Origin of the sequence: Pelagerythrobacter marinus (genome assembly GCF_009827515.1) — a bacterium.
GTDB classification, from domain to species: domain Bacteria; phylum Pseudomonadota; class Alphaproteobacteria; order Sphingomonadales; family Sphingomonadaceae; genus Pelagerythrobacter; species Pelagerythrobacter marinus.
Genome location: NZ_WTYO01000003.1, coordinates 56,562 through 77,675 on the forward strand (window position 1 = coordinate 56,562; position 21,114 = coordinate 77,675).

Sequence of the window (21,114 nt, forward strand, 5' to 3'; positions counted from 1 at the left end):
GTGCAGCCGTCGACAGACAGCACAATGCCAGAAGGGTCGCGCGCGCTGCAGGGTGTCGGGATCAAGAGGAGGATTTCCGCCATCGACCTTCGGGCCGGGACCGCTGCCACCAAGAATGGCCCTTCTCCCACTATCGCTTGGCGCGCGGTGAGCGTCGGTGACAAATGAGTATGCCCTGGGAATGCTGAGCCCAGTGAGGGGAAGGCCTCTGATTTTCGTACTGGAAGATATGGCAGCTTCATCCCCTCGGTGACGAGGCCGTAGGAAGATAATGGGGAGGGCTTACATGCGCCGGTGCCGGGTCCTTCAGTGGGTGGTGAATATGCCAAGCGTTGAAAAGCCAATCTATCGAAATTTCTACCAGCACACCAAGATCACTGGCCTCACCGCAGCGGCTCTGGAGGTCCTACCCGCGGTGGCTTGCGCAGCGCCAGAAACGCTGTCGCCGGATCACCTTGGTGGGCTGCATCCTCTTACCCTTTCTTCGCCGCGGGCCGGGATAATCGGACAGAGCGAGCGGGTTTCATGCATTGCCCTGCCCTGCAGCGAGTGGAAAAAAGCGCCAAGCGCCCTACCCGCGGAAATCAGCCCCGACGCAATCCGATTCAGACCACCCCTCGAGATGTGTGTGGAGGACCGCGCACGAACAGCTGCGCGGCTGCCTGGCTTCTCCGATCTTCCCCCTCCAGCATCCGAGGAAAATCATGTTTGAGTTCGACAAGGCTGATAAGAAGAACCCCCGCCCTTCGTCACCAAGCAAGTCCTTGGCAGATCCGGTCCGCGCGCAGCATCGTAGCCAGTTGCTGTGGGGAGAGCATTGCACCGAATGCGCCGCGCCAGATTGCTACGAAAGCTGCTCGCTTTACGACCCAAGGCCCGATGGCCGCTGTCGACGGTTTGAATTCGGAGCATTGCCCAATCGAAACTTCCCTTCGGCGGGCAGTGCCGCCGCCGAGATCAAGTTCAGACGATGGGCGCGTCTTATGGCGAAGGGGAATACGTTGCTGCTTCCCAGTTGGCTGGCAACGGCGACTGAGTGGCTGATCTTACGAACGTCGCCCATCTTGGACGCAATCGGATCGCTCGCAGCAAGAGTTTCGGGGGATCGCCGCTGGTCGTACCTTGGATACCATGTCTGGGACAGAATGACCGGGATTGCCGCCAGATTTCAAACCGAGCGCCCCTATGCGCTTGCGATCGAAATATTCAATCCGACCGACCGGATCGTGGAACTGGTGCTGCAAATCTCGGTTGATCGAAGCCGGATGCGCCCGCGACGCGAGGAGCATAAACTACCCGTGCCGTTCTACGAAACGCTCCGCATTCCTTCCGGACACTTTTCTCAGATCATCCCTGGGGAAAAATTCGCTCCCATCGCCTCTTCGGGACTACCATTCGAAATCGCGATCGAGCCACTTCAAGAAGATACTCATCTGGTCTTCCCGACACTAGATCTAATCGCGCAACCCAAAAAGATCGACGAACAGAAACCGGTGCAGGATTTGCCCGTCAAATGTGTCATTTTCGATCTCGACGAGACGTTATGGAAAGGCACGTTGGTCGAAGGCGACGTCCAGCTGAAGAGCGGGATCGCGCACCTTTTTGAGGTGCTCGACCACAGAGGAATTCTGATTTCGGTGGTAAGCAAGAATGATCCGGCTGCGGCCGAGGAACAGCTTCGGGCCTTTGGCCTGGATCAATATGTGCTGAAATCGCAAATTGGCTGGCGCCCCAAGTCGGAAGGTGTGAAGGCAATAGCGGACCAGCTCAATATCGGGACCGATGCGCTGCTTCTAATCGATGACAGTCCTTTCGAGCGGGCCGAGGTCGAACGTGCCGTGCCCGGCGTCAGAACCTTGTCGGAAAAGGCGCTGGACGACCTGCTTGACGACCCTCAACTGGCCGGCGCCGCAACGAGCGAGTCGAAGGAGCGGCGCCGCTTATACAAGGAAGCGGAAACGCGGAAGGAAGCATCCACATCCTTCGATGGAAACTACAACGACTTTCTCCGCTCTTGCGAAATTCGTTTGACGATACGGACCAATGAGTTGCGTGACGCAGAGCGTATTCAAGAGCTCGTCCAGCGAACTAACCAGCTGAATTTCTCCGGCCACAAATACTCAAATCGCGAAGTAGCACTGCTTCTGGATGACTCCACCTTAGTTCGCCATGTAATAGAATGTTCCGACCGCTATGGTAGTTATGGAGTGGTCGGCTTCTGTCTTACACGCCTTGAAGGCAGGGTGCTGCGCATCGAAGACCTGATGCTCTCATGCCGCGTACAGGGGAAGCAGATCGAACGTGCGCTGCTGTACCACTTAACAAACAAAAATGGTCATACGCTTGACGCTGTAGAGATCGCTTTCCATCAAACCAAACGGAATGGACCGGCTAGCGCGGTCCTCGACGACTTGGGCTTCGAACCCACAACAAATGAGGTTCGCCGCATCACAATGACGCCCGGGATTTTCGACACCGATATCGTAACGATCGAAAATTGTCAGCCGGGGCCGACAGGCGATCTACCGTAGCGCACTGAAAGAGCCTTTTTTGTACCAAGTCATGAACCGATTGATCGCGAACCATCCAATTCCGACCGATATGAACAGTTCTTTGAATTCGGTAGCGTTGGGTATTTCGATCATTCGCTGACCGAGCGTGAGGAAGATCGACTGCCCCGCAAGGATCCCGAAGGCTAAGAATCCGAAAAGGCATGCCTCACTTCTGTCTCCGCGTAGGCGGGCAGCATTCCCGAACGCAAGCATGACGAGCAAAGTGGCGAATGCGGTCACCTGAATGGGTATCAGGTTCCAGTGTCCGTAATTGAACATTGCCGTCGGCGCACTGATGGCGGCGACGCTGCGCGCTGGTAAGAAACCAAGCAATGCATCGAGTGCTGCGACGCCAGGCCTTACAGTTTCCCGCAATAGGGGAAACAGGCACAGAAATATCCCGGCGCCTGTATAATAAACGGTTTCCGACAGGTCCGTATGGATATTGTGGAGATTGAATTCTCCCTGCCAATTGATCTCCTCGATTGCAGCGGGCGTGTCGAAATCGGCGATACGCTGCATCCATGAAATCTCCTCCATGCCGATCAGAAAGAAGAGTAGAGCGAACCCGCTGGCAATCAACACCGGGACGTGTCTCAGCCGCCCGCCCTCTAGATTTCGAGCTCGTATCAGAGCCTCGACCGCGAATAGGCAGCCCGCGCCGAGCGTGAAGATTGCTGACAGCCATTCCGCCGCGCTGTCTTCTTCGGCCATGGCTCGAAACGTTTCAGGATCGGCGAGAAAAACCGCTGTTAGGACAAACCCTGTAAACATTGCGGCGAGCGCGAGGGTCCGCTGGGTAATTGTCAACCGCTCGCGGCAAAGCGCGCTATCGACTACCCCGAAAGTAAGCACGCTGACCAATGCTCCGGCAATTGCCAGGGCGAACAATGAACGAAGAAGGAAATACGTCGTGAAGACCGGTGGCTCCTCCCTGACCGGGTAGAGGCCGAGAGCGTAAAACTCGTAGGCAGTCAGGGCAGACCACGAGACAATCGACGCGAGCGCTATGGCTAGGAACCAAGCCAAAGGCTTGAGGGATCCTACGCTGCGTATTCTGCCAGTCATCGCAGAGTCGTTTCTAGTGATTGATCAGGCTCCGAGACCCCCATAATACATTCCGAACCGTAAAGTTTTTGCAAAACGGCGATCCCTTAAAACACGGGTAATGTGCCTTTTACTGACTTATTAATAGGTTAGCGCTGCCCGGCCTCATGTAAACAACTAAAACCAGAAACCGAAAATACTCATCGTCCCGCCTTTCGAAGATGCCCGACAAACACGATCAGGTGACCGAGCCGACGACCGCTAGACTGCAGTCCAGCCGACTGAACGCCTTAGCGGGCGCTGCTTCCGCGCCACTTGCTGCCCGCCCCGAACACGATCCAACCATCGCGATTACGGACCTGCCGAGGCGGCGAGATTGATCTTCATTCGCCGGGCGCGCGGGCTGGGTTTTTCGATGCCGGATATCCGCGAACTGCTCGAGCTCTCGAAAGAGGATGATCGATCCTGCGCAGAGTTTGATTCATTGGCGCGCGCGCATCTTGGTCAGGTAGAACGTAAGATTGCCGCCCTGCAGGTCATGCGCGATGAACTCTCGCGCATGATCGCGAAGTGCGAACAGGACACGATCAGTGAGTGTAGGATCATTGACACTCTTGCCGTGCGCGATGGATAAATCGGAGGCGCCTCTAGAAGCGCAAACTAGCTCCTCCTACGAATCGGCGTGGCGCACCCGGTCTCAGGCCGGTTGGCTGGCGTGCGACAGCATAGGTTTCGTCGAGCAGATTATCGATACGCGCGAAAAGTGATACCTCGTCGGTGACGGCAAATCGTCCAGCAAGATCAAAAATGATTCTGTCGTCCACCCGCTCGGCAACCGGAATGGGGCCGCTGCCGGCTTCGGTTCGCACCTTTGATACATAGTTGGCACTTAACGTCATGGATGCAGGACCGTAGACAACGCCCATCTCGGCATACAGCTGATGGCGGGCGAGATACGGCAGGGCATCGCCGGCGGAAACCGAACCAAAAAATTCGCTCTCAAAATTGCTGTCAAACTGTGCGTCGGTAAAGGTGTACGCAATTGAGATGGGAAATGAAATCGCCTCGCCAATCGTCGGTGTCGCCGAGGCGGAGAGCTCAACACCTTTGGCGGTAACGGCACCACCATTGAACTGATCGCCAATGTCTCCCACGCTGCACCCGACCGACTGCGTGCAATTTCCGAGCAGGTTGGAATAATCGGAGTAGAACGCGATTGCAGAGGCGCTTACCAGATTGTTTTGGAACCTGGCGCCAGCTTCGTAATTCCAGCTTTTTTCCGCGCGGGCGTCCGGATTGCCCGGGCCGGGAGGGGAGAAGCCGCGTGACACTCCCGCAAGCAGACGAACATCCCCGAAGTCGTATGTGACACCGAGAGCTGGGAGCCATTCATCGATGTTCGTTTTGCGCGTGCGTGTCGGACCGGCCAATCGCTCGGGATCGTCCCTTTCATAGTCCAGCCTGGTCAACGTGATGCCTTCGTAACGAATGCCAGGTGTGAGTGTGAGCCTTCCAAACTCAATCCTGTCCTCGAGGTAGAAGGCGATGGCATCAGCTTTGGCCTCGCGATTGGCCTGCTCTCCGAGCGCCGTCTGACGGACAAAAACAAGATCGCCGGCTGTTTGCGTATAAAAGTCCTCATTCTGCAAGCGGTCCTCTTCATCCTCATGGACGCGCGCCGATACGGTGAGATTGTGGCGAACCCCTCCGGCTTCGAAAGGCTTTTCCAGCGACACCTGTACCCCCTGACTGCGGTACACGCGATTGTTGTTACGGACCCGAAGCGCTCCCGCGGCGCTGTCCGCTCCACGAAGAATGGCCAAGGCTTCAGGGTTTGCATCAGGATCATCAAACACGGGCTGAATGGCCTCAAAGCGGCCATCGGCATCGAAGTCGATATCCTGCAATTTCGACCAGCTTCGAGCGAAATCGTTGCGGTAAAGCGTCGCGGTGATCTTCGTATCATCGATCAGGCGGAGACTGCCTGTTATCCGGTATTGGTCATGCTCACCGGTAAAGCGGTCGCGTTGGCTTGCCGCATAACGTCGATAAGGGTCGGCGGCAAAGTCTGTATCAACAAGCCCGAGATAGGTCTCGTTCGCGTCCAGCTCGGATCTTCCATAGACAAGCTCGAGGCGAGCGTCGGTGGGCGCGTCAGGGCTTGAATGCACGGCAAACCGCCCGCGGTAATCCTGACGATCAAAGCCGGTGTCGGCATTCGGGAACCCGTCAATCGTCTTGAACCCGTCGCTCCCCTGCTGAAAGGTCTCGAGCAGCGCACCCACATTATCTGTCTCGCCACCGACCCAGCCATGTCCCTGGTAGTAGCCGCGCGATCCGTATTGGCCTGAAGCCGAACCGGCGAAGCCCGCGACGGGGATCGGCGTCGAGCGAAAGTTCACGGCCCCGCCGATCGTGCGAGGTCCGTAAGCCACAGCCCTAGTTCCCTTGACGACTTCGACAGCCGCCATTCGGCCAACCGCCGGAAAATAGTAGGCTGCGGGGGCCGCGTAGGGGGCTGGCGCAATGAGCACCCCGTCTTCCATCAGCGTGATATTGCTCGAACGTTCCACCGGAGTACCGCGCAATCCGATATTGGGAAAAAGTCCGAACCCGTCCTCTTCTTGAAGATTGACCCCCGGCACCTGCCGCAAGACCCTATTGACGTCGCCATACTCAAATTCGCGAAGGTCCTCGGGGCCGACAATGTCCGCCGACCCGGCGACGTCGCCCTCATCAACTCGCCCGCCGGTGACGATGATCGATTCGGATTGCGGAGGCATGCCGCCCTGCGCGCCTGAACCGCTTTTGGCATCAACCGACTGCGCGACCGCCGGACTGGAGAGCGCCAATGCCAGAAGAGAGACAGTTGCACGGTACATATTCAATCCTTTCAAATCCGTTCGACGCCCTAATAACCATTCTGCTATTGATTCGCAATAGCGATATATGCCGATGTCCTGCGTTTGCGAGGAGGCGAAAGGTGGGTGCTAGAGACTTGGCGGGACGCTCAAACAGCTACCTCACCGAGAAGAGTGATGAGGCGGAACCAGGTCGGTGTTGCAATCGTGCGCTTTGCAAGCCTCGAGCGTCGCATGCGCAATTTCGAACCGCTGAGCGAGTTGCTCTTTCACGGACATTTTTAAGGTTTCAAAATCATCGAGTGATCCCGACGAGAGAACAATGTGCGTTTCGAGAGCGCGATGGTGTTCGCCGAGATTCCAAATATGGACGTGGTGCACGCTTTCGATGCCTTGCTGGCTTTCAAGAAAGGCGACGATCCGGTCGAATTCCAGCTCGTCGGGAACAGCTCCCATCAATAGTCGCACAGTTCGCGGAAGAAGCGTAACACCCTGCCAGATCACATAACCTGCGATGATCAGCGTTATCACAAGGTCGGCGATGGTAAGATCGTAGAGAAGGATGAGTACGCCGGCTACAATCACGCCAACCGATGCCAACGCGTCCGAGACGTTATGCAGGAAGGCTGCCTTCATATTGATGCTGTCATGCGCGCCGCGATAGACGATAAAGGCGGTCACGAGATCGATGATCAGAGCGATGCCCGCCACCCAGATCACCGTCCATCCCTCGACCGGCTGCGGCTCGGCGAAACGGTTGACTGCCTCGACGATCAGATAGAATCCGATGATGAGCAAGGTCGTCAAATTGATGAGCGCGGCGACCACTTCTCCCTGGGCGTACCCGAAGGTCATCAGCTTGTCGGCCGGACGTCGACCCATCCGGCGCGCAAACCATGCAAGGCCCAGGGAAGCCGCGTCGCTGAAATTGTGCAACGCATCCGCGATTAGTGCCAGCGAGCCCGAAACGATGCCGCCGATGATCTGGGCCAACGTCAGGAGAACATTGATGGCGACAGCAAACACAAGCTGGCGATCGCTCAGGTTTTCCTCACCGTGGCTGTGTCCTGCATGGCCGTGGGCGTGCGCCATCATCGCGCTCCTTCTTTAGAAAGTTTACTATCGGTTGCGCTCGGATGCTGGAGGATGGCATCGGAAACCCCTGTCGCTTGGAGCACGGCGTCGAGACCGGCGGCGAGCAGGCCGAATCCCGCCATGCCGCATATAAATGCCACCAGCGCCTTCACGTTCATTCGGCATCGCTTGACAAAGGGCCGGGCAATCAAGTGAACAGAGGCCAAGAGAAAATAGCCCGCGAGCAGTATCGCCATCGCGCCATCGACGTTGCTGTTTCTCCCGTGCAAAAGCCAGAAAGCCCCGACAACCCAGGCGACGAAGACAAGCGCGAGAATGACATGGACCGCGCCGCGATCCATGGGGTTCACGATCTCTTCGAGCAGACTGGCGGTGGTTCTTCTTGCGACCAAGAGAGCGGATAGGCCGACTCCAAATGTGGCAGCCAAGCCAGCGTAGACAGAGATGGCCGATGCAGCTCCTAAAACGAGCCCACCGCATGCCAGCGCGATGCCGGATGCACACAGAATGCCTACTTTCGGCCCGCGCTTGGGTCCCCAGCGCCGGTAGATCCCTTCTACGACCTTCGTCGATAGAAGATAGAGGGCACCGCCCGCAGGAAACAAGACGACGGACCCCAAGCTTCCCGCTATAAAACCGCCCGACTGCTCGGCCATAATGAACGCGAGCATGACGAACACACCGGAAATTATAGCGCCCCAGAGTCGCTCTACGGCGTGCGAGGATCCGTTCCGTTCTTCCCAGATTGCACCGATCCCGAGACCTAGGCTCGCCATCATGGCCATGCCTAGAACCCGCGAGATATCCTCGGTGGCGAATATTTCATGAATAAGCGTCATTCGCGCTTGTCGCCATGCACGGTTCCGCGTTCGTCATGCCGATCCTTGTGGGTGTCGCGCAGAATGTCGATCCCGCCATATATGGCAATTGCCGCAACGGCGACGCCAACGACGAGATCGGGCCAGTTGGCACCTGTCAGCATGACGATAATGGCGGCAATTATGATGCCACCATTGGAGATGAAATCGTTAAAGCTGAAGGTTGTGGCGGCGCGGAGATTGACGTCCTTCTCCTGCATGTTCTGCAGCATTCGTAGACAGATCAGATTCACGACAGCTGCCACTGCAGCCATCGCCATCATCATTACTCCGCCGGGATCGGAACCCTCCACGAAGCGCCTTATGGCATCGGCAATGACCCCGGCAGCGAAGACCAGCAGCATGATCCCTGAAAAGCGAGCGGCTCCGCGCTTCCATTTCCGTGATCGGGTCAAGGCGAGCAGGCTGAGCGCATAGACAATGGCGTCCGAAGAATTATCGAGGCCGTTAGCCAGGAGGGCGTTGGAATCGGCCAGATAGCCGACGGCGAAAAACCCGATGGCAATCGCCACGTTGAGCCACAGAACAATCGAAAGCGTTTTCCGCTTGGCAGTTGTATCGAGTTGCAGATCCCCTTCGCCGCTCATGCGTTGACACCTCGGGCTTGAGCCCAATTCTCCGCCTGCTTGCGTTTGGAAAACGGAAAGACCTGCAACTCCGCGCGGAACAGGCGGTCAAATATTCGAGTGCCCCGCTTTTCCGGTTTCTGGTCGTCGACGATAGCAATCCGCCCGAAGCTGTCCTTGGGCCGGATGTCGAACTTAAGGTCACGCCAAAGACCTCCCGAAAAGTTTGGTGCGAGTGCGAGCAGCATCGGAACCGTATCGTTTCTGCGCCGCGCGCTACGTTCGAAAACGGCCACGAAGGTATCGCAATCTGATGTTTGCACCGTTCGGGCGGCCTCGACCAGGTTCAGTCCATCCTCTTCCGACAAATTCAACACAGCTCCCTCCAAAGTTGGTACACTTGAAGTTCGTTCAGCGCGGGCCGTCGGCATGGGGACGTGGGAAAGTTCAAGCGCCGACATTTGCCAAAGCCTGCTCACTGCTATGGTGGGATGGAGGCCCATTGTCGCTAGAACGTTTCTCGCGATAGGCGAGAAGCCGTAGAGCATTGGCAACGACAATCAGTGTAGAGCCCTCATGCACAGCAACTGCGGGACCAATGCCGAGACCGAAGATGGTCGCCGGAATGAGCACTGCGACAATCCCGAGGCTCACCACCATGTTCTGGCGAATGATGGAACGGGTCTTGCGGCTGAGGTCGACCGCGAACGGCAGCTTGGCGAGGTCATCTGCCATAAGTGCGACATCGGCGGTTTCCAATGCGACGTCGGACCCGGCTGCGCCCATTGCTATCCCGACGGTTGCATTTGCCATGGCAGGAGCATCGTTCACCCCGTCTCCGACCATTGCCACTTTGTCCTGACCGGCGAGCTTGCGGATAGCTTCGACTTTGTCATCAGGCATTAGATTGCCCCATGCCTCATCGAGACCAACATCCTCTCCGACAGCGTCGGCGACCCTCTGATCATCGCCGGAGATCATGATCATTCTCGTGATTCCGAGTTCGCGCAGCGCGTTAAGCGTCGTTCTTGCTGCCGCGCGCGGTGTGTCCAATAGCCCAATGGCTCCAAGATCGCGCGTCCGCGAACGGATAGCCATCGTGGTCCGCCCACGCTCGCGCAAAACCTCGATTGCGCTCGTCAATTCAGGGCCAAGCGGAGGGACCCCGTCGACACCGAACATCTCGAGTTTGCCGATCCAGACTTTTTCACCTCCGACGATCGCGGTAATGCCCTTGCCCGTGAAACTTTCGAGGTCGGTCGCCGCCGGCAACGCTTCTTCACCATTTCGCTCGGCACTATCCCTGACGATGGCTTGGGCCAGCGGATGGTCGCTCAAACTCTCCGCTGCCGACGCGATTCTCAGCAATTCGCGCTCGGACACGCCGGTCGCTGTCTCGATATCGGTTATTCGGGGCTCACCTTCAGTCAGCGTGCCCGTCTTGTCGAATGCGATGGCCTTCAATGCACCTAAATCTTCGAGGGGTGCGCCGCCTTTTACGAGGACGCCGCCTCGCGCAGCTCGCGCGACCCCGGACAGGACCGCGCTAGGCGTCGCAATAGCGAGTGCGCAGGGGCTGGCAGCGACCAACACTGCCATGGCGCGGTAGAAGCTATCGCGGAACGGCTCGTCTATGATGACCCAGGAGAAGAGCAAAAGCCCCGCAAGCGCGAGCACGGCAGGCACGAAAATGCGCTCGAAGCGCTGCGTGAAACGCTGGGTTGGCGATTGCTGCGCTTCGGCGGCACTCACCATCTGCACCACTTTCGAAAGAGTGGTTTCGCTCGACCGGCGGGTCACCACGACTTCGAGAGCCCCCGAGCCATTTATTGTGCCGGCGAAAACCCGGTGGGTGTCTGCCAGCCTGTCGGGAGTCTTCCGCGCGGAAGCGATATCCGATACCGCGCTCTTGTCGACGGGCACGCTTTCGCCCGTGACCGGGGCCTGGTTAATGGCGCTCGCCCCTTCAGACACAAAGCCATCGGCAGGCAAGCGCTCATTCGGGCGGACGACCACAACATCGCCTACCACGAGTTCCTCGACGCGTATCTCCTCGACAGCCTCGCCGCGCTTCACGCGAGCTGTTTCGGGAGCGAGCTCGGCGAGCGCTTCGATCGCTCTTTTCGCGCGACCCATTGCATAGCGCTCAAGGGCGTGGCCGAAGCTGAACAGAAAAAGCAGCAACGCGCCCTCCGCCCATTCGCCGAGGATCGCAGCGCCCGCAGCCGCCACAAGCATAAGACTGTCGATCTCGAACCGGCGGAGCCGGAGATTGTCCCAGGCCTCTCTGAGTGTGTAGAACCCACCGAAAAAATATGCCGTAACGTAGCAGAGAAGAGGCACGAACTGGGGGTAGTTCCCCCATAGTTTTTCAATGCCGAAGCCCGTTGCGAGCAAGCCCCCCGACGCCAGGGAAAAATAGAGCTCCGTATTGGCACCAAGAATGCCGCCATGCTTATGATCGTGCTCGCCACCTCCATCGTGGGCATGCCGTTCGCGTGAAGAGTGGGAAACATTGCCGGAAGTTTTCGCTCGTCGCGTAGCGCCAAATCCTTTTAGCGCTGCGACAATTTTCTGCTCGTCGGTCCGTTGGCGGTCGAACTCGATCACGAACGTCCCCGCCGCATCGGCATAGGCTTCGAGCACCCCGGTTTGCCGAGCGATAAGATCGGCAACGGTCCGGGCGCGCCGTGTGGAGTTCACGCCATCGACGTCATAGGTCAGGTGGCCGTACCGACTGGAGATCTCTGCCCCGGCCACATGCGCAAGCTCCTTGATGCGCGCGACGGAGAGCCGGTCTGGATCATAAGAGATGTTAAGCCGCGCTGCAGATTGGCCCGGCTGCTCTTCCACGGTGACGTCGTGAACACCTGTCTGTCCACGCAGCAGCGCCTGAAGTCTTCCGATACACGGATCATCGCTCGTTGCTTCGGGCACGAGAGCTGACACTTCGATTTGAATAGTACGTGCCAATTTGCCTTTCTCCTTTGAAGAAACCGTCGAACGCAATTGAGCCGTGCCGGAATTCGCGGCACCCGAGCCTTCATGGATCGAACGAGCCGGTCATTCGATAGCTTGGCGGGCCAGCGCTGCCACTCCTCCGCGCGCTTGCGAGAAAGGACGCTGTCCCGCCATATAGCTTCGCCACTAGGTCACATTTTGAAGCTCCTCGCGCTCTTCAGGCGTGACATTGCGCCGCAGCCTGTCCCACCAACGCTGTCGCCAGGTCCGGTCATCTTCTCTGGTCCCGAAAACCAGCTTCAAGATTGCGGGCAAGACGAAGAGGGTGAGCGCGGTGGCCGTGATCAATCCTCCGATGACGACTGTCGCCAAGGGACGCTGCACTTCCGCGCCGGTCCCGGTCGCAATGGCCATCGGCACGAAGCCGAGCGATGCAACGAGCGCGGTCATGAGAACCGGCCTCAGGCGCGCCAATCCACCATCGACGATGGCGTCATCGAGCGCCATGCCCCTGTCGAGCCGCTGACGGATCGCAGTCACCATCACGAGGCCATTCAAGGTCGCCACACCCGACAGGGCGATAAAGCCTACCGCCGCAGATACCGAGAATGGCATCCCGCGTAGAGCCAAGGAGAATATTCCGCCTGCCAGGGCCAACGGGATCGCGCTGAATACGGCGAGCGCCGGCACCCAGCCCCCAACCGCCATGTAAAGCAGCAAGAGAATGACCGCGAAAGCGATAGGAATGACTATCTGAAGTCTTTCCTGGGCAGCCTGGAGGTTCTGGTATTGACCGCCCCACTCGATAAACGCGGCAGCGGGCAGTTCGACCTGCGCCGCAACCCTTTCCTGGGCCTCTTCTACAAAAGACCCGAGGTCGCGTTCTCGCACGTTGGACGAAACGATCACCAGTCTGCGTCCCTGTTCCCGGCGAACCTCCGCGAGACCATCCACCACACGGAACTCGGCAACCGAGCGTAGCGGTATGGTTGCCCCGTTCGGGAGCAGCACCGGCAAAGCACCCAACTGGTCGAAATCGTCGCGGGTCGCGTCCGACAACCGCACAACCACATCGAAGCGGCGATCGCCTTCGAAAACGAGGCCCGCAGGCCGACCGCCCAGTGCGATCGCCACCGATTGCGCAACGTCTTCGACCTTCAGCCCGTAACGGGCAATCGCTGGCCGATCGAAGGCAATATCGAGGGTGGGGAACCCGGTCACTTGCTGGACCTTGACGTCCGCGGCGCCGTCGACATTGCGCAGCACGCCCGCAACCTCGTTCGCCGCCGAGGTCATGGCGCTGAGATCGTCTCCGTAGATCTTGACGGCAACATCTCCGCGAACGCCTGCGATCAATTCGTTGAACCGCAATTCGATCGGTTGGCTGAACTCGTAAAGGTTGCCGACGAGACTGCTGAGGGCGCTCTCCATTTGCGCGACCAACTCGTCCTTGGCGAGGTCGGGATCGGGCCATTCCTCACGGGGTTTGAGGATCACGTACGCATCGGAAGCGTTCGGCGGCATCGGGTCACTGGCCACTTCCGCCGTGCCCGTCCGCGAAAAGACGAGCTCGACCTGCTCAAACTGCTCGAGCCGGTCCTCGACCCGCCTTTGCATCGCGAGCGAACGTTCGAGCGATGTCGAAGGAATACGCAGCGATTGCACGGCGATGTCGCGCTCGTCCAATTGCGGTGTGAACTCGCTCCCGAGGAAGCTGAACACGAAGGCCGCAAAGGCGAAGATGCCGACGCCCATGCCGATGACCGGCCAAGGGCGGGTGATCGCCCTGCGGACCAGCGGTCCGTATCGCTCCTTGGCGATCCGGATCGGCTTGACCTCCTTTTCCGTCAGCTTCTTGTTGAGCAGGATGGCGATCATTGCCGGGACGAAGGTCAGCGACAACACGAACGCCGAGGCGAGCGCGAGCATGACCGTGATCGCCATGGGCGAGAAGGTTTTGCCTTCGACCCCGGTAAAGGTCAGAAGCGGTGCGAAGACGAGAAGTATGATCGCCTGCCCGTACACAGTCGGCTTGATCATTTCCTGCGCGGCAAGCCGCGTTTCCGTCAACCTTTCGCCCAGTGTGAGAAGCCGGCCTTCGTGTTCCTGCCGGGCCGCGAGCCTCGCGACACTGTTCTCGACGATGATGACGGCACCATCGACGATCAGGCCGAAGTCCAGCGCACCCAGGCTCATGAGATTGCCCGACACGCCGAGCCGGTTCATTCCGATCGATGCCATCAGCATGGAAAAGGGAATGACCAGCGCCGCGATGATCGCTGCCCGGATGTTGCCCAGCAGCAAGAACAGGATCGCGATCACCAGAAGCGCGCCTTCAACGAGATTCTTCTCGACGGTCGCGATCGTCGCATCGACCAGCGAAGACCGGTTGTAGACGATCTCCGCGACAATTCCTTCCGGCAGGGAGCTGCGAACTTCCTCGAGCCGTTCGGCCGCCTGGGCCGACACGGTGCGGCTGTTCTCGCCCGCGCGCATGAGCACGGTGCCCACGACCGCTTCATCGCCGTTCAGCGACGCCGCGCCCGTTCGCAGGTCGCCACCGATGCTGACCGTGGCGACGTCTCCTACGCGAATGGGGACTCCTTCGCGTGTAGAAACGACCGCCTGCTCGATATCCTCGACACTGCCGAGGCGCGCATCAACTCGGGCGAGGAGGGCTTCGCCTGCCCGCTCGACGAAATTGGCCCCTTCGGCGAGATTGGCCGCTTCCAGCGCATCGATCACTTCGTCGAACGATAAACCGTACCCGGTCAATCGCGCGGGATCGGGTTGGACAAGGTATTGCTTTTCGAAGCCGCCGATCGAGTCGACACCCGCCACACCGTCGACCGACCGCATGAGGGGGGCAACCACCCAGTCCTGGATGGTTCGCAGATAGGCAGCCTTGGCAACATCGCTGTCGAGCCGGTCGCCACGTTCGGTCACAAAGCTCCCGTCGGACTGCCAACCGACCGCTCCGCCCAGCGGTGCTTCCTTGCCGTCAGGAAACTCGTACTCGATGGTATACATGAGCACTTCGCCCAAGCCGGTCGAGATGGGTCCCATCACCGGTTCGGCACCCTCGGGTAGGGAGGCACTTATGGGCGTCAGCCGTTCGTTGACCTGCTGACGCGCAAAATAGATGTCGGTCCCTTCCTCGAAAATCGCGGTCACCTGGCTGAACCCGTTGCGCGATATTGAGCGGGTCATCTCCAGACCCTCGATACCGGCAAGCCCGGTTTCAACGGGATAGGTGACCTGCGTTTCGACTTGCGAAGGCGACAGGGCTGGTGCCTCGGTGTTGATCTGCACCTGTACATTGGTGATATCGGGCACGGCATCGATGGGCAGGCGCAGCAAATTCACCACGCCATAGATTGCCACACCGAGCGTCAGTACGACCATCGCCCAGCGAAAGCGCACGGCGACGTCGAGGATCATGCCGATCAGGCCATGGCGGTGGGAGCGATCCGCGTCCTGCATGTGATCAGTGTCCATGCTCGGCCTCCTCCTTCTCGAGTTCAGCCTTCAGCAAAAAGGCATTGGCGGTGGCGATCCGCCACTGCGCTTCGAGACCGGACTCGATGACCACGCGTCCTCCCGAACGCGCACCGGTGACCACCGGACGGGCTTGAAACCCGCGGCGCGTGCGAACGAAGACCACTTCTGCGCCATCGATTGTCTGGACGGCACTTTCCGGCACCGACATGCGGCCTGTATCGACCTCACCCGAGGGGCGGATACGTGCCTGCAGGAAGGCCCCGGGTTGCAGACCGGGGATCGGTCTTGCCAGCGACAGGACCGCCGTAGCGCTGCGGCTTTCGGGATCGAGCGAGGGAGTGACAGACCGCACGCGCGCACCCACTTCCCGGTTGTCCGCGATTTCCAGCGTCGCCTCGTCGCCAGGCTGGATGCGGCTTGCTTCAGCCGACGGGAGGGCAACCTCGACCTGCATGCCGCTCGGATTCACGACCTGATAGAGTTCTTCCCCGGCATCGACGAAGGAGCCGAGAACGATAGGCGCCGAGGTCACTCGGCCTGCGAGCGGGCTCGTGACCGCAAGGGAGCGCCCGTCGCCGCTAACGCCCGCCGCGGAGACTGCCGCCTGGGCGCGCGCAAGTTCCGACTGGGCGACCTGCAGATTTGCTCGCGCGGCCTCGAGATCCTGCCGTGCGGTGACATTGGCCTCGAACAGGCGGCGCTCCCGATCGTAGGCAGCGGACAGTTCGTTGACCCTCGCGCGCGCTGCGCTCAACTGCGCTGCGAGAGCAGCCGCGTCGGCGCTCTCGATGCGGGCAATCGTCTCGCCCTGCCTCACGTAATCGCCCAGCGTTTTGCCGACACTGCGGACCACGCCCGCCGCGCGGGCATCGATGCGGGCACTTGCCGTCGGGCTTGCCGCGACGGTGGCCGGGAAGACCAGCTCGACCGCCGATCCCTGGCCGACGGTTTCGACCACTATCTGGGACGCTTCAATTTGTTCGGCGCCAAGCAGGACAAGGCCTTCGGGAAGCTCGACCTCCTCACTCGTCTCCTCGGCGATTTGGTCAGCTTCGTTATCGGGCCACAGCATGAGCGCCGCGACTACAAAGAGAATGGAAAGGCCGATCGCAACGGCCAGACGTTTACGGTTCATCGGAAAATACCTCATTGTGCACCGAGCCAGATCAGTGTCGCCGCCAGGCGACCACGATCTTCCTGAGCTTGAATCAAAGCTTCACGGATGGTGTCACGCGCTTCGGCCGCAGCCAGAACTTCGATCAGCGGAAACCTGCCGTTGCGGTAGCCAATCCGAACGAGGCGCAAGGCTTCTTCGGCTTGGGGCAAGGACGTCTCCGCGAGGGTCTCGACCCGCGCTTCGGCTGCCAGAAATTGTCCGCGGGCCTGCGTGACCTCGAGTTCGAAATCGGTGCGGGCAATTGCTTCCCGCGCCGTCGCGGCGCGAAGCCGCGCTTCGGCAGCGGCGATGTTTCCCTGGTTGCGATTACGCAATGGAAGCGGGATCGAAACCCCCACGAGAAACGCCTGGTCTCGACTTTCCTCGAACCGTCGGACTCCGGCGGATATTGCCGGATCCGGAATGCCGAGAGAGCGTTCCCGGGCGATCGCGGCATCCGCGGCCTCGCGTTCGGCACGGGCGACCTGAAGTCGTAAGGCCGAAGGTGACGCGAGCAGCGTCGCCGGAGGTTCGATCTCGGGGAACACCGAAGGCACGTCCGTAGCAGGTGTTGCCTCGCCCCAAAGCGCGGCGAGCGCGTTCCTCGCCGTACTGTCGGCAGCCAGGGCCGCTTCAAGCTCCGCGAGCGCCTCCGCAAGTGCCGCTTCGGCACGAAGCGATCGCAGAGGAGGCTCCCGCCCAACATCGACCAGTACGCCTGCGATCCTGGCAAGCTCGCGATTGCGCTCGACTATGTCCCGCGCGAGTTCCAATCGGGCTGCCGCAGCGACGGCTTCGACATAGCGTTCGCGCACCGATCGCCCGAGCTGAGCAACCGAGAGCGCTCCTGAAAGGGTCGCGACGCGCGCTTCCGCCTGGGCGGCGCGGACGCGCGCTCCCCGTTTGCCGCCCAATTCGAGCCGCTGGCTCAGGGACAAAGTATACTCGGTGGCCTGCAATCCCGAAAACGCGCCGCTCCCGGCAATGTTTTCGGCTTCGAAAGCAATTTCTGGGTTGGGCCGCAGCCGCGCCTGGTCGACTAGGGCCCGCGCCGCGTCGGCTTCGGCCCGCGGTCCGATCAGGCGCGGATTTTCTGGGGGCTCATCTGCGCTGTCGACGATGCCCGCACGAGCGAGCGCAGCTTCGAGCGTCAGAAGCTCACGCTCCTGCGCCGCCACGGTCGTGGCTTGAGCGGCGAGGAACAGCCCTCCAAGGAGGACCCCTCGCCAATGAATGGCTGACATTTTTCGAATATTCCTCTGCTGACGATCCGAACTGCGCTGCGCCATGCAGCGCGGTGACGGTCGTCAGGCGCGAGGGGGGCGCTTCAGTCGGTCGGCAATGTCGGAAGCGAGCGCTTCGGCGGGAGGCGCATCGGGAACCACAACCAAGTGAGGAACCGAATTCTTCTGCACGGTGCTGGCAAAGCTCGCCCCATGATGACAATGGCCGTGCCCACACACGCCGTGTTGCTCGGTCGGCGCATCCGGATCGCCCGGAACTTCGTCAGTAGCTGCGGATGACGCGGACGCGCTGTCGAGCGAAACCAGAACGGGCGTGCTTCCGGGCGCCACTTCGGCGCCGCAAGCAGCAGCATCCGCCGCCGTCACGAACACCATCGCGACCAGCATGAGCAGGACGACGAAAGGATGCAGGACAAGGCGACGATAGCTTGTGGTCATGGATTCCGACGGCTCCTAGCAAACCGGATCAAGATTGCAAGCTCCGTAACACGATGAAGTATAAGTCGTTTGTTACAGTATAACAGTCCTCGAATACTGTTTCGGTCTTTTAGAACGGCGCGATCAGGCCGCGCGAAGCTCGGGATGGGGATGCTCGCAGCGATGCACTTCGATCGTGACGTGCACATATTCCGCATGCTCTGAAAGTCGGCTCGCATAATGGTCGGGCGCGAGCGGATCACCGGCGATGAGCGAGGCGATGACCGCATACTTGCCAGGGCCGATACGCCAGATGTGCAGATCGCCGATCGCGGCGTCCCGGTCCTCTAGCGCCTCGCTCACTTCTGTGTATCGTTCAGAGTCCGCCTCGGCGTCGACAAGCACGGCTGCGGTATCGCGCAGCAGCGACCATGACCAGCGCCCGATCACGAATGCACCTACCAGACCCATTGCTGCGTCCATCCATGCCCAGCCGAGGTACATGCCGGCGAGAAGGGCCACGATAGCCAGGACCGAGGTCAGGGCATCGGCAAGCACGTGGAAATAGGCGGAGCGCAGATTGTTGTCGGCATGCGCATGGTCGTGGTGATGATGATGGTCGTGATCATGCCCATGGTGATGATCGGCACCAAGCAGCCAGGCACTCGCGAGGTTCACCACGAGGCCGAGCAGGGCGATCCAGATCGCCTCGGTATAGGCAATCGTGAGCGGACTGACGAACCTTTGAGCCGATTCAACCGCGATCCCGATTGCGAAGATGGCGAGGACAAGCGCGCTCGCGAAGCCGACGAGGTCGCCCACCTTGCCGGTACCGAATGTGAAACGCGGGTTGTTCGCATGGCGCCTGGCAAACCAGTAGGCAAAGGCCGCGACGCCCAGGGCACCTGCGTGGGTCGCCATGTGGATACCATCGGCGAGAAGCGCCATCGATCCGGTCCACAGGCCAGCGACGATTTCGACCACCATCATCGCGGCGGTCAAGGCAACGACATAACGCGTGCGCCGCTCATGGGCGTCGTGCGAGGCGCTCAGGAAGTTGTGATCATGGGCGAGCGGATTGGAGTCGGCGTGGTGCATGCGGGGCTGATAACCCGAGATGCCTTCCCAAGAAATCCCCTCTCCAACCGAAAAGGCAATCGATGACAATTGTCTGAGATGGTCGCCGCAGCCAATCGATGGTAGACATGCTGCAGCGACCAACAGACTATTATCCCTTAGTCTTGGATCCGGACGTCACGGTCCTGCGATCGACCACGGTGATCCGGCGCGTCTTGGCGTCGATCACTAGCCGTTCAGTCACGCCATTGCCCGGAAAGGCGACAACGTAACGCGGATTGAGCGAAAGCATCTGCTCGTTGCGCTTGAACCCGGCGCGGGCACCAAGCCGACGATCGAGCGAATACGTCAGCTGCTGGACTTCGCGGCGCTCGGCCCAGCTCGCTGCCAGACGATCGGCACCCTTGCCGTCGCCGCCATGGACCAGGAAGAGATCGGGAACCGCATCGCGAACCTTGTCCAGCGTCGCCCAGATATTGTCGGCATAGACACGCGCATCTTCTGCGTTTTCGAAGCTCTGGCGACCACCGGCGAAGACGATTGGAGTGCCTTCCGGGATCAGGGCGTGACGCCGGTTCTCAGCACGTGCGCGAAGGAAGTCGCGGGCATCGATCACAGTCGAGGTAAGGTTGCGCGAATGGCTCGTGCGCGAGCCGGAAACGGGCTTCCACGAGGAACCGGTCTCGTCGCGATAGAGTGCTGCCGCAGCCTCGCGCATCTGCTCGAAGGCAAGCATGCTGGCTTCGGCGGCCTGCGCGCGCTCTACCTGCTCTTCCAGATTGCTCGAATGCACTTCGGAGCCATCGGCCGATGCGAGCAGAACACGGATTTCATCGCTGGCCCGGTCGAGCTGAGCCGACTTGCGGCTGGCTGCGCGGTGAAAGAGATTGACCATGCCCCAGGCAATGTCCTCGGCATCGGCCTCCAGGGCCGTGTCCGAAAACATCGCGAAAAGATCGGACCAGACTGCAGCGAGGGTCTGCTCGATCGCATCCTCGCAGGGAAAGTCGGTCTCGTTGAAGGGGGCTGGCCTGATGCTTAGGCCCGAGAGATCGAGACCGTTCAATTGGTCGATGAAGCTGTCGTACATGGGGTGTCTCCTGATCGCGGGGACAAGGAGAGGAGGCACCATTGCCTCGGCCCTGTCCGCCGGAGCCCGATCAGGGCCGGGACAAGGGGCGTGACGCACCGCGTAGCGGGAAACCTGCGGCCCTAGGCTGGCGCGGGCAACACGGGCCGACGGGCCGCAGGTTGCGGCGCGCCCCGACCGGCCCAAGGGCCTCTCCCGGCGGACAGGGATGAGGCAGGATCAGGTCCCGATGTCGCAGGTGGATCGGGAGCGCTCGAAGATCGCTTCGCCATTCGAGAATCGCCCGACCAGGCGCAGATCCCCGAACAGGTCAATAAAGCGTCCCGACACCTGGGCGAGCCAGTGCCGTGCCCTTGCCGTTCGTGGGACGTAGAAATCCGCCTCCCAGTATCGGGCATCGTCACGCTCGACGAGCCAGATCGCGGCGAGACCGCAATAGGTCGATATGCCGCAATCAGCGAAGGCATTGCGAAGGAGGATACGATCTTCGCGGCCGCGCCATCCATTGAAGCGCTCGAACGAAGGAAAGGCCGCTTTCGCGGCATCGATGACCTCGTCGACGAGGCACTCATAGACCCAGTCGATATCTTCGTCTTCGCCGTCATCGAGCAAGCGAAAGGCCACTACGGAGCCGGTCGGGTAGCTGACGGAACGTCCCATCTCACTACT

The 21,114-nt window shown here is 60.1% G+C and carries 15 protein-coding genes and 1 pseudogene; 2 read left to right on the forward strand and 14 right to left on the reverse strand.

Going from position 1 to position 21,114, the window contains the following annotated elements; genetic code table 11:
* Positions 1-704 precede the first annotated feature (704 nt).
* Positions 705-2,531, forward strand: coding sequence for an HAD-IIIC family phosphatase (locus tag GRI72_RS07340; protein WP_160733288.1), 1,827 nt, complete (start codon positions 705-707; stop codon positions 2,529-2,531).
* Here the strand turns inward: GRI72_RS07340 and GRI72_RS07345 are convergent.
* The gene (locus GRI72_RS07345; RefSeq protein ID WP_067463339.1) at positions 2,523-3,620 is read right to left on the reverse strand and encodes a hypothetical protein; all 1,098 of its coding nucleotides are present in this window, start codon (positions 3,618-3,620) and stop codon (positions 2,523-2,525) included. The two genes, GRI72_RS07340 and GRI72_RS07345, sit on opposite strands and share 9 nt — an antisense overlap.
* Before the next feature lie 307 nt (positions 3,621-3,927).
* Here GRI72_RS07345 and GRI72_RS07350 point away from each other — a divergent pair.
* A pseudogene (locus GRI72_RS07350) lies at positions 3,928-4,233 on the forward strand (MerR family DNA-binding protein); the annotation flags it as partial.
* A 13-nt stretch (positions 4,234-4,246) separates the two neighbouring features.
* Here GRI72_RS07350 and GRI72_RS07355 read toward each other — a convergent pair.
* From GRI72_RS07355 to GRI72_RS07415, 13 genes are all read right to left on the reverse strand, one after another.
* The gene (locus tag GRI72_RS07355) at positions 4,247-6,481 is read right to left on the reverse strand and encodes a TonB-dependent receptor family protein (RefSeq protein WP_160733289.1); all 2,235 of its coding nucleotides are present in this window, start codon (positions 6,479-6,481) and stop codon (positions 4,247-4,249) included.
* A 141-nt stretch (positions 6,482-6,622) separates the two neighbouring features.
* Entirely contained in the window at positions 6,623-7,552 is a 930-nt protein-coding gene (locus GRI72_RS07360) for a cation diffusion facilitator family transporter (protein ID WP_047824211.1), read from the reverse strand.
* On the reverse strand, positions 7,552-8,394 hold the full coding sequence (locus tag GRI72_RS07365) for a hypothetical protein (protein ID WP_160733290.1): 843 nt from the start codon (positions 8,392-8,394) through the stop codon (positions 7,552-7,554). The genes GRI72_RS07360 and GRI72_RS07365 overlap by 1 nt, the downstream gene beginning before the upstream one ends.
* A complete protein-coding gene (locus GRI72_RS07370) occupies positions 8,391-9,020 on the reverse strand; it encodes a cation diffusion facilitator family transporter (protein ID WP_047822049.1) in 630 nt (209 codons plus the stop codon). The genes GRI72_RS07365 and GRI72_RS07370 overlap by 4 nt, the downstream gene beginning before the upstream one ends.
* Positions 9,017-9,460 carry a SpoIIAA family protein gene (locus tag GRI72_RS07375; protein WP_082892251.1) on the reverse strand — a complete coding sequence of 148 codons (444 nt, stop codon included), beginning with the start codon at positions 9,458-9,460 and terminating at the stop codon, positions 9,017-9,019. Before GRI72_RS07375 ends, GRI72_RS07370 begins: the two co-directional genes overlap by 4 nt.
* A complete protein-coding gene (locus tag GRI72_RS07380) occupies positions 9,447-11,972 on the reverse strand; it encodes a heavy metal translocating P-type ATPase (protein ID WP_160733291.1) in 2,526 nt (841 codons plus the stop codon). The genes GRI72_RS07375 and GRI72_RS07380 overlap by 14 nt, the downstream gene beginning before the upstream one ends.
* Before the next feature lie 174 nt (positions 11,973-12,146).
* A complete protein-coding gene (locus GRI72_RS07385) occupies positions 12,147-15,410 on the reverse strand; it encodes an efflux RND transporter permease subunit (RefSeq protein ID WP_160733648.1) in 3,264 nt (1,087 codons plus the stop codon).
* 37 nt (positions 15,411-15,447) lie between these two features.
* On the reverse strand, positions 15,448-16,596 hold the full coding sequence (locus GRI72_RS07390) for an efflux RND transporter periplasmic adaptor subunit (RefSeq protein ID WP_067679325.1): 1,149 nt from the start codon (positions 16,594-16,596) through the stop codon (positions 15,448-15,450).
* Positions 16,597-16,607: 11 nt separating this feature from the next.
* Positions 16,608-17,906, reverse strand: a complete 1,299-nt coding sequence (locus GRI72_RS07395) for a TolC family protein (RefSeq protein ID WP_237486938.1) — start codon at positions 17,904-17,906, stop codon at positions 16,608-16,610.
* Between the two features lie 18 nt (positions 17,907-17,924).
* Entirely contained in the window at positions 17,925-18,299 is a 375-nt protein-coding gene (locus tag GRI72_RS07400) for a hypothetical protein (protein WP_054523295.1), read from the reverse strand.
* A 123-nt stretch (positions 18,300-18,422) separates the two neighbouring features.
* A complete protein-coding gene (gene dmeF, locus GRI72_RS07405; RefSeq protein WP_054523294.1) occupies positions 18,423-19,376 on the reverse strand; it encodes a CDF family Co(II)/Ni(II) efflux transporter DmeF in 954 nt (317 codons plus the stop codon).
* A 130-nt stretch (positions 19,377-19,506) separates the two neighbouring features.
* The gene (locus GRI72_RS07410) at positions 19,507-20,445 is read right to left on the reverse strand and encodes a DUF2493 domain-containing protein (protein ID WP_054523293.1); all 939 of its coding nucleotides are present in this window, start codon (positions 20,443-20,445) and stop codon (positions 19,507-19,509) included.
* A gap of 219 nt (positions 20,446-20,664) precedes the next feature.
* Positions 20,665-21,105: a hypothetical protein gene (locus GRI72_RS07415; protein ID WP_054523292.1), complete on the reverse strand. Its 441-nt coding sequence runs from the start codon at positions 21,103-21,105 to the stop codon at positions 20,665-20,667.
* Positions 21,106-21,114 lie beyond the last annotated feature (9 nt).

Bases quoted from the DNA above. Each gene is read 5' to 3' on its own strand.
- GRI72_RS07375 (WP_082892251.1), bottom strand. From the start codon at position 9,460: ATGTCGGCGCTTGAACTTTCCCACGTCCCCATGCCGACGGCCCGCGCT.
- GRI72_RS07340 (WP_160733288.1), top strand. From the start codon at position 705: ATGTTTGAGTTCGACAAGGCTGATAAGAAGAACCCCCGCCCTTCGTCA.
- GRI72_RS07345 (WP_067463339.1), bottom strand. From the start codon at position 3,620: ATGACTGGCAGAATACGCAGCGTAGGATCCCTCAAGCCTTTGGCTTGG.
- GRI72_RS07390 (WP_067679325.1), bottom strand. From the start codon at position 16,596: ATGAACCGTAAACGTCTGGCCGTTGCGATCGGCCTTTCCATTCTCTTT.
- GRI72_RS07410 (WP_054523293.1), bottom strand. From the start codon at position 20,445: ATGTACGACAGCTTCATCGACCAATTGAACGGTCTCGATCTCTCGGGC.
- GRI72_RS07415 (WP_054523292.1), bottom strand. From the start codon at position 21,105: ATGGGACGTTCCGTCAGCTACCCGACCGGCTCCGTAGTGGCCTTTCGC.
- GRI72_RS07355 (WP_160733289.1), bottom strand. From the start codon at position 6,481: ATGTACCGTGCAACTGTCTCTCTTCTGGCATTGGCGCTCTCCAGTCCG.
- GRI72_RS07370 (WP_047822049.1), bottom strand. From the start codon at position 9,020: ATGAGCGGCGAAGGGGATCTGCAACTCGATACAACTGCCAAGCGGAAA.
- GRI72_RS07400 (WP_054523295.1), bottom strand. From the start codon at position 18,299: ATGACCACAAGCTATCGTCGCCTTGTCCTGCATCCTTTCGTCGTCCTG.
- GRI72_RS07395 (WP_237486938.1), bottom strand. From the start codon at position 17,906: ATGGCGCAGCGCAGTTCGGATCGTCAGCAGAGGAATATTCGAAAAATG.
- dmeF (WP_054523294.1), bottom strand. From the start codon at position 19,376: ATGCACCACGCCGACTCCAATCCGCTCGCCCATGATCACAACTTCCTG.
- GRI72_RS07360 (WP_047824211.1), bottom strand. From the start codon at position 7,552: ATGGCGCACGCCCACGGCCATGCAGGACACAGCCACGGTGAGGAAAAC.
- GRI72_RS07365 (WP_160733290.1), bottom strand. From the start codon at position 8,394: ATGACGCTTATTCATGAAATATTCGCCACCGAGGATATCTCGCGGGTT.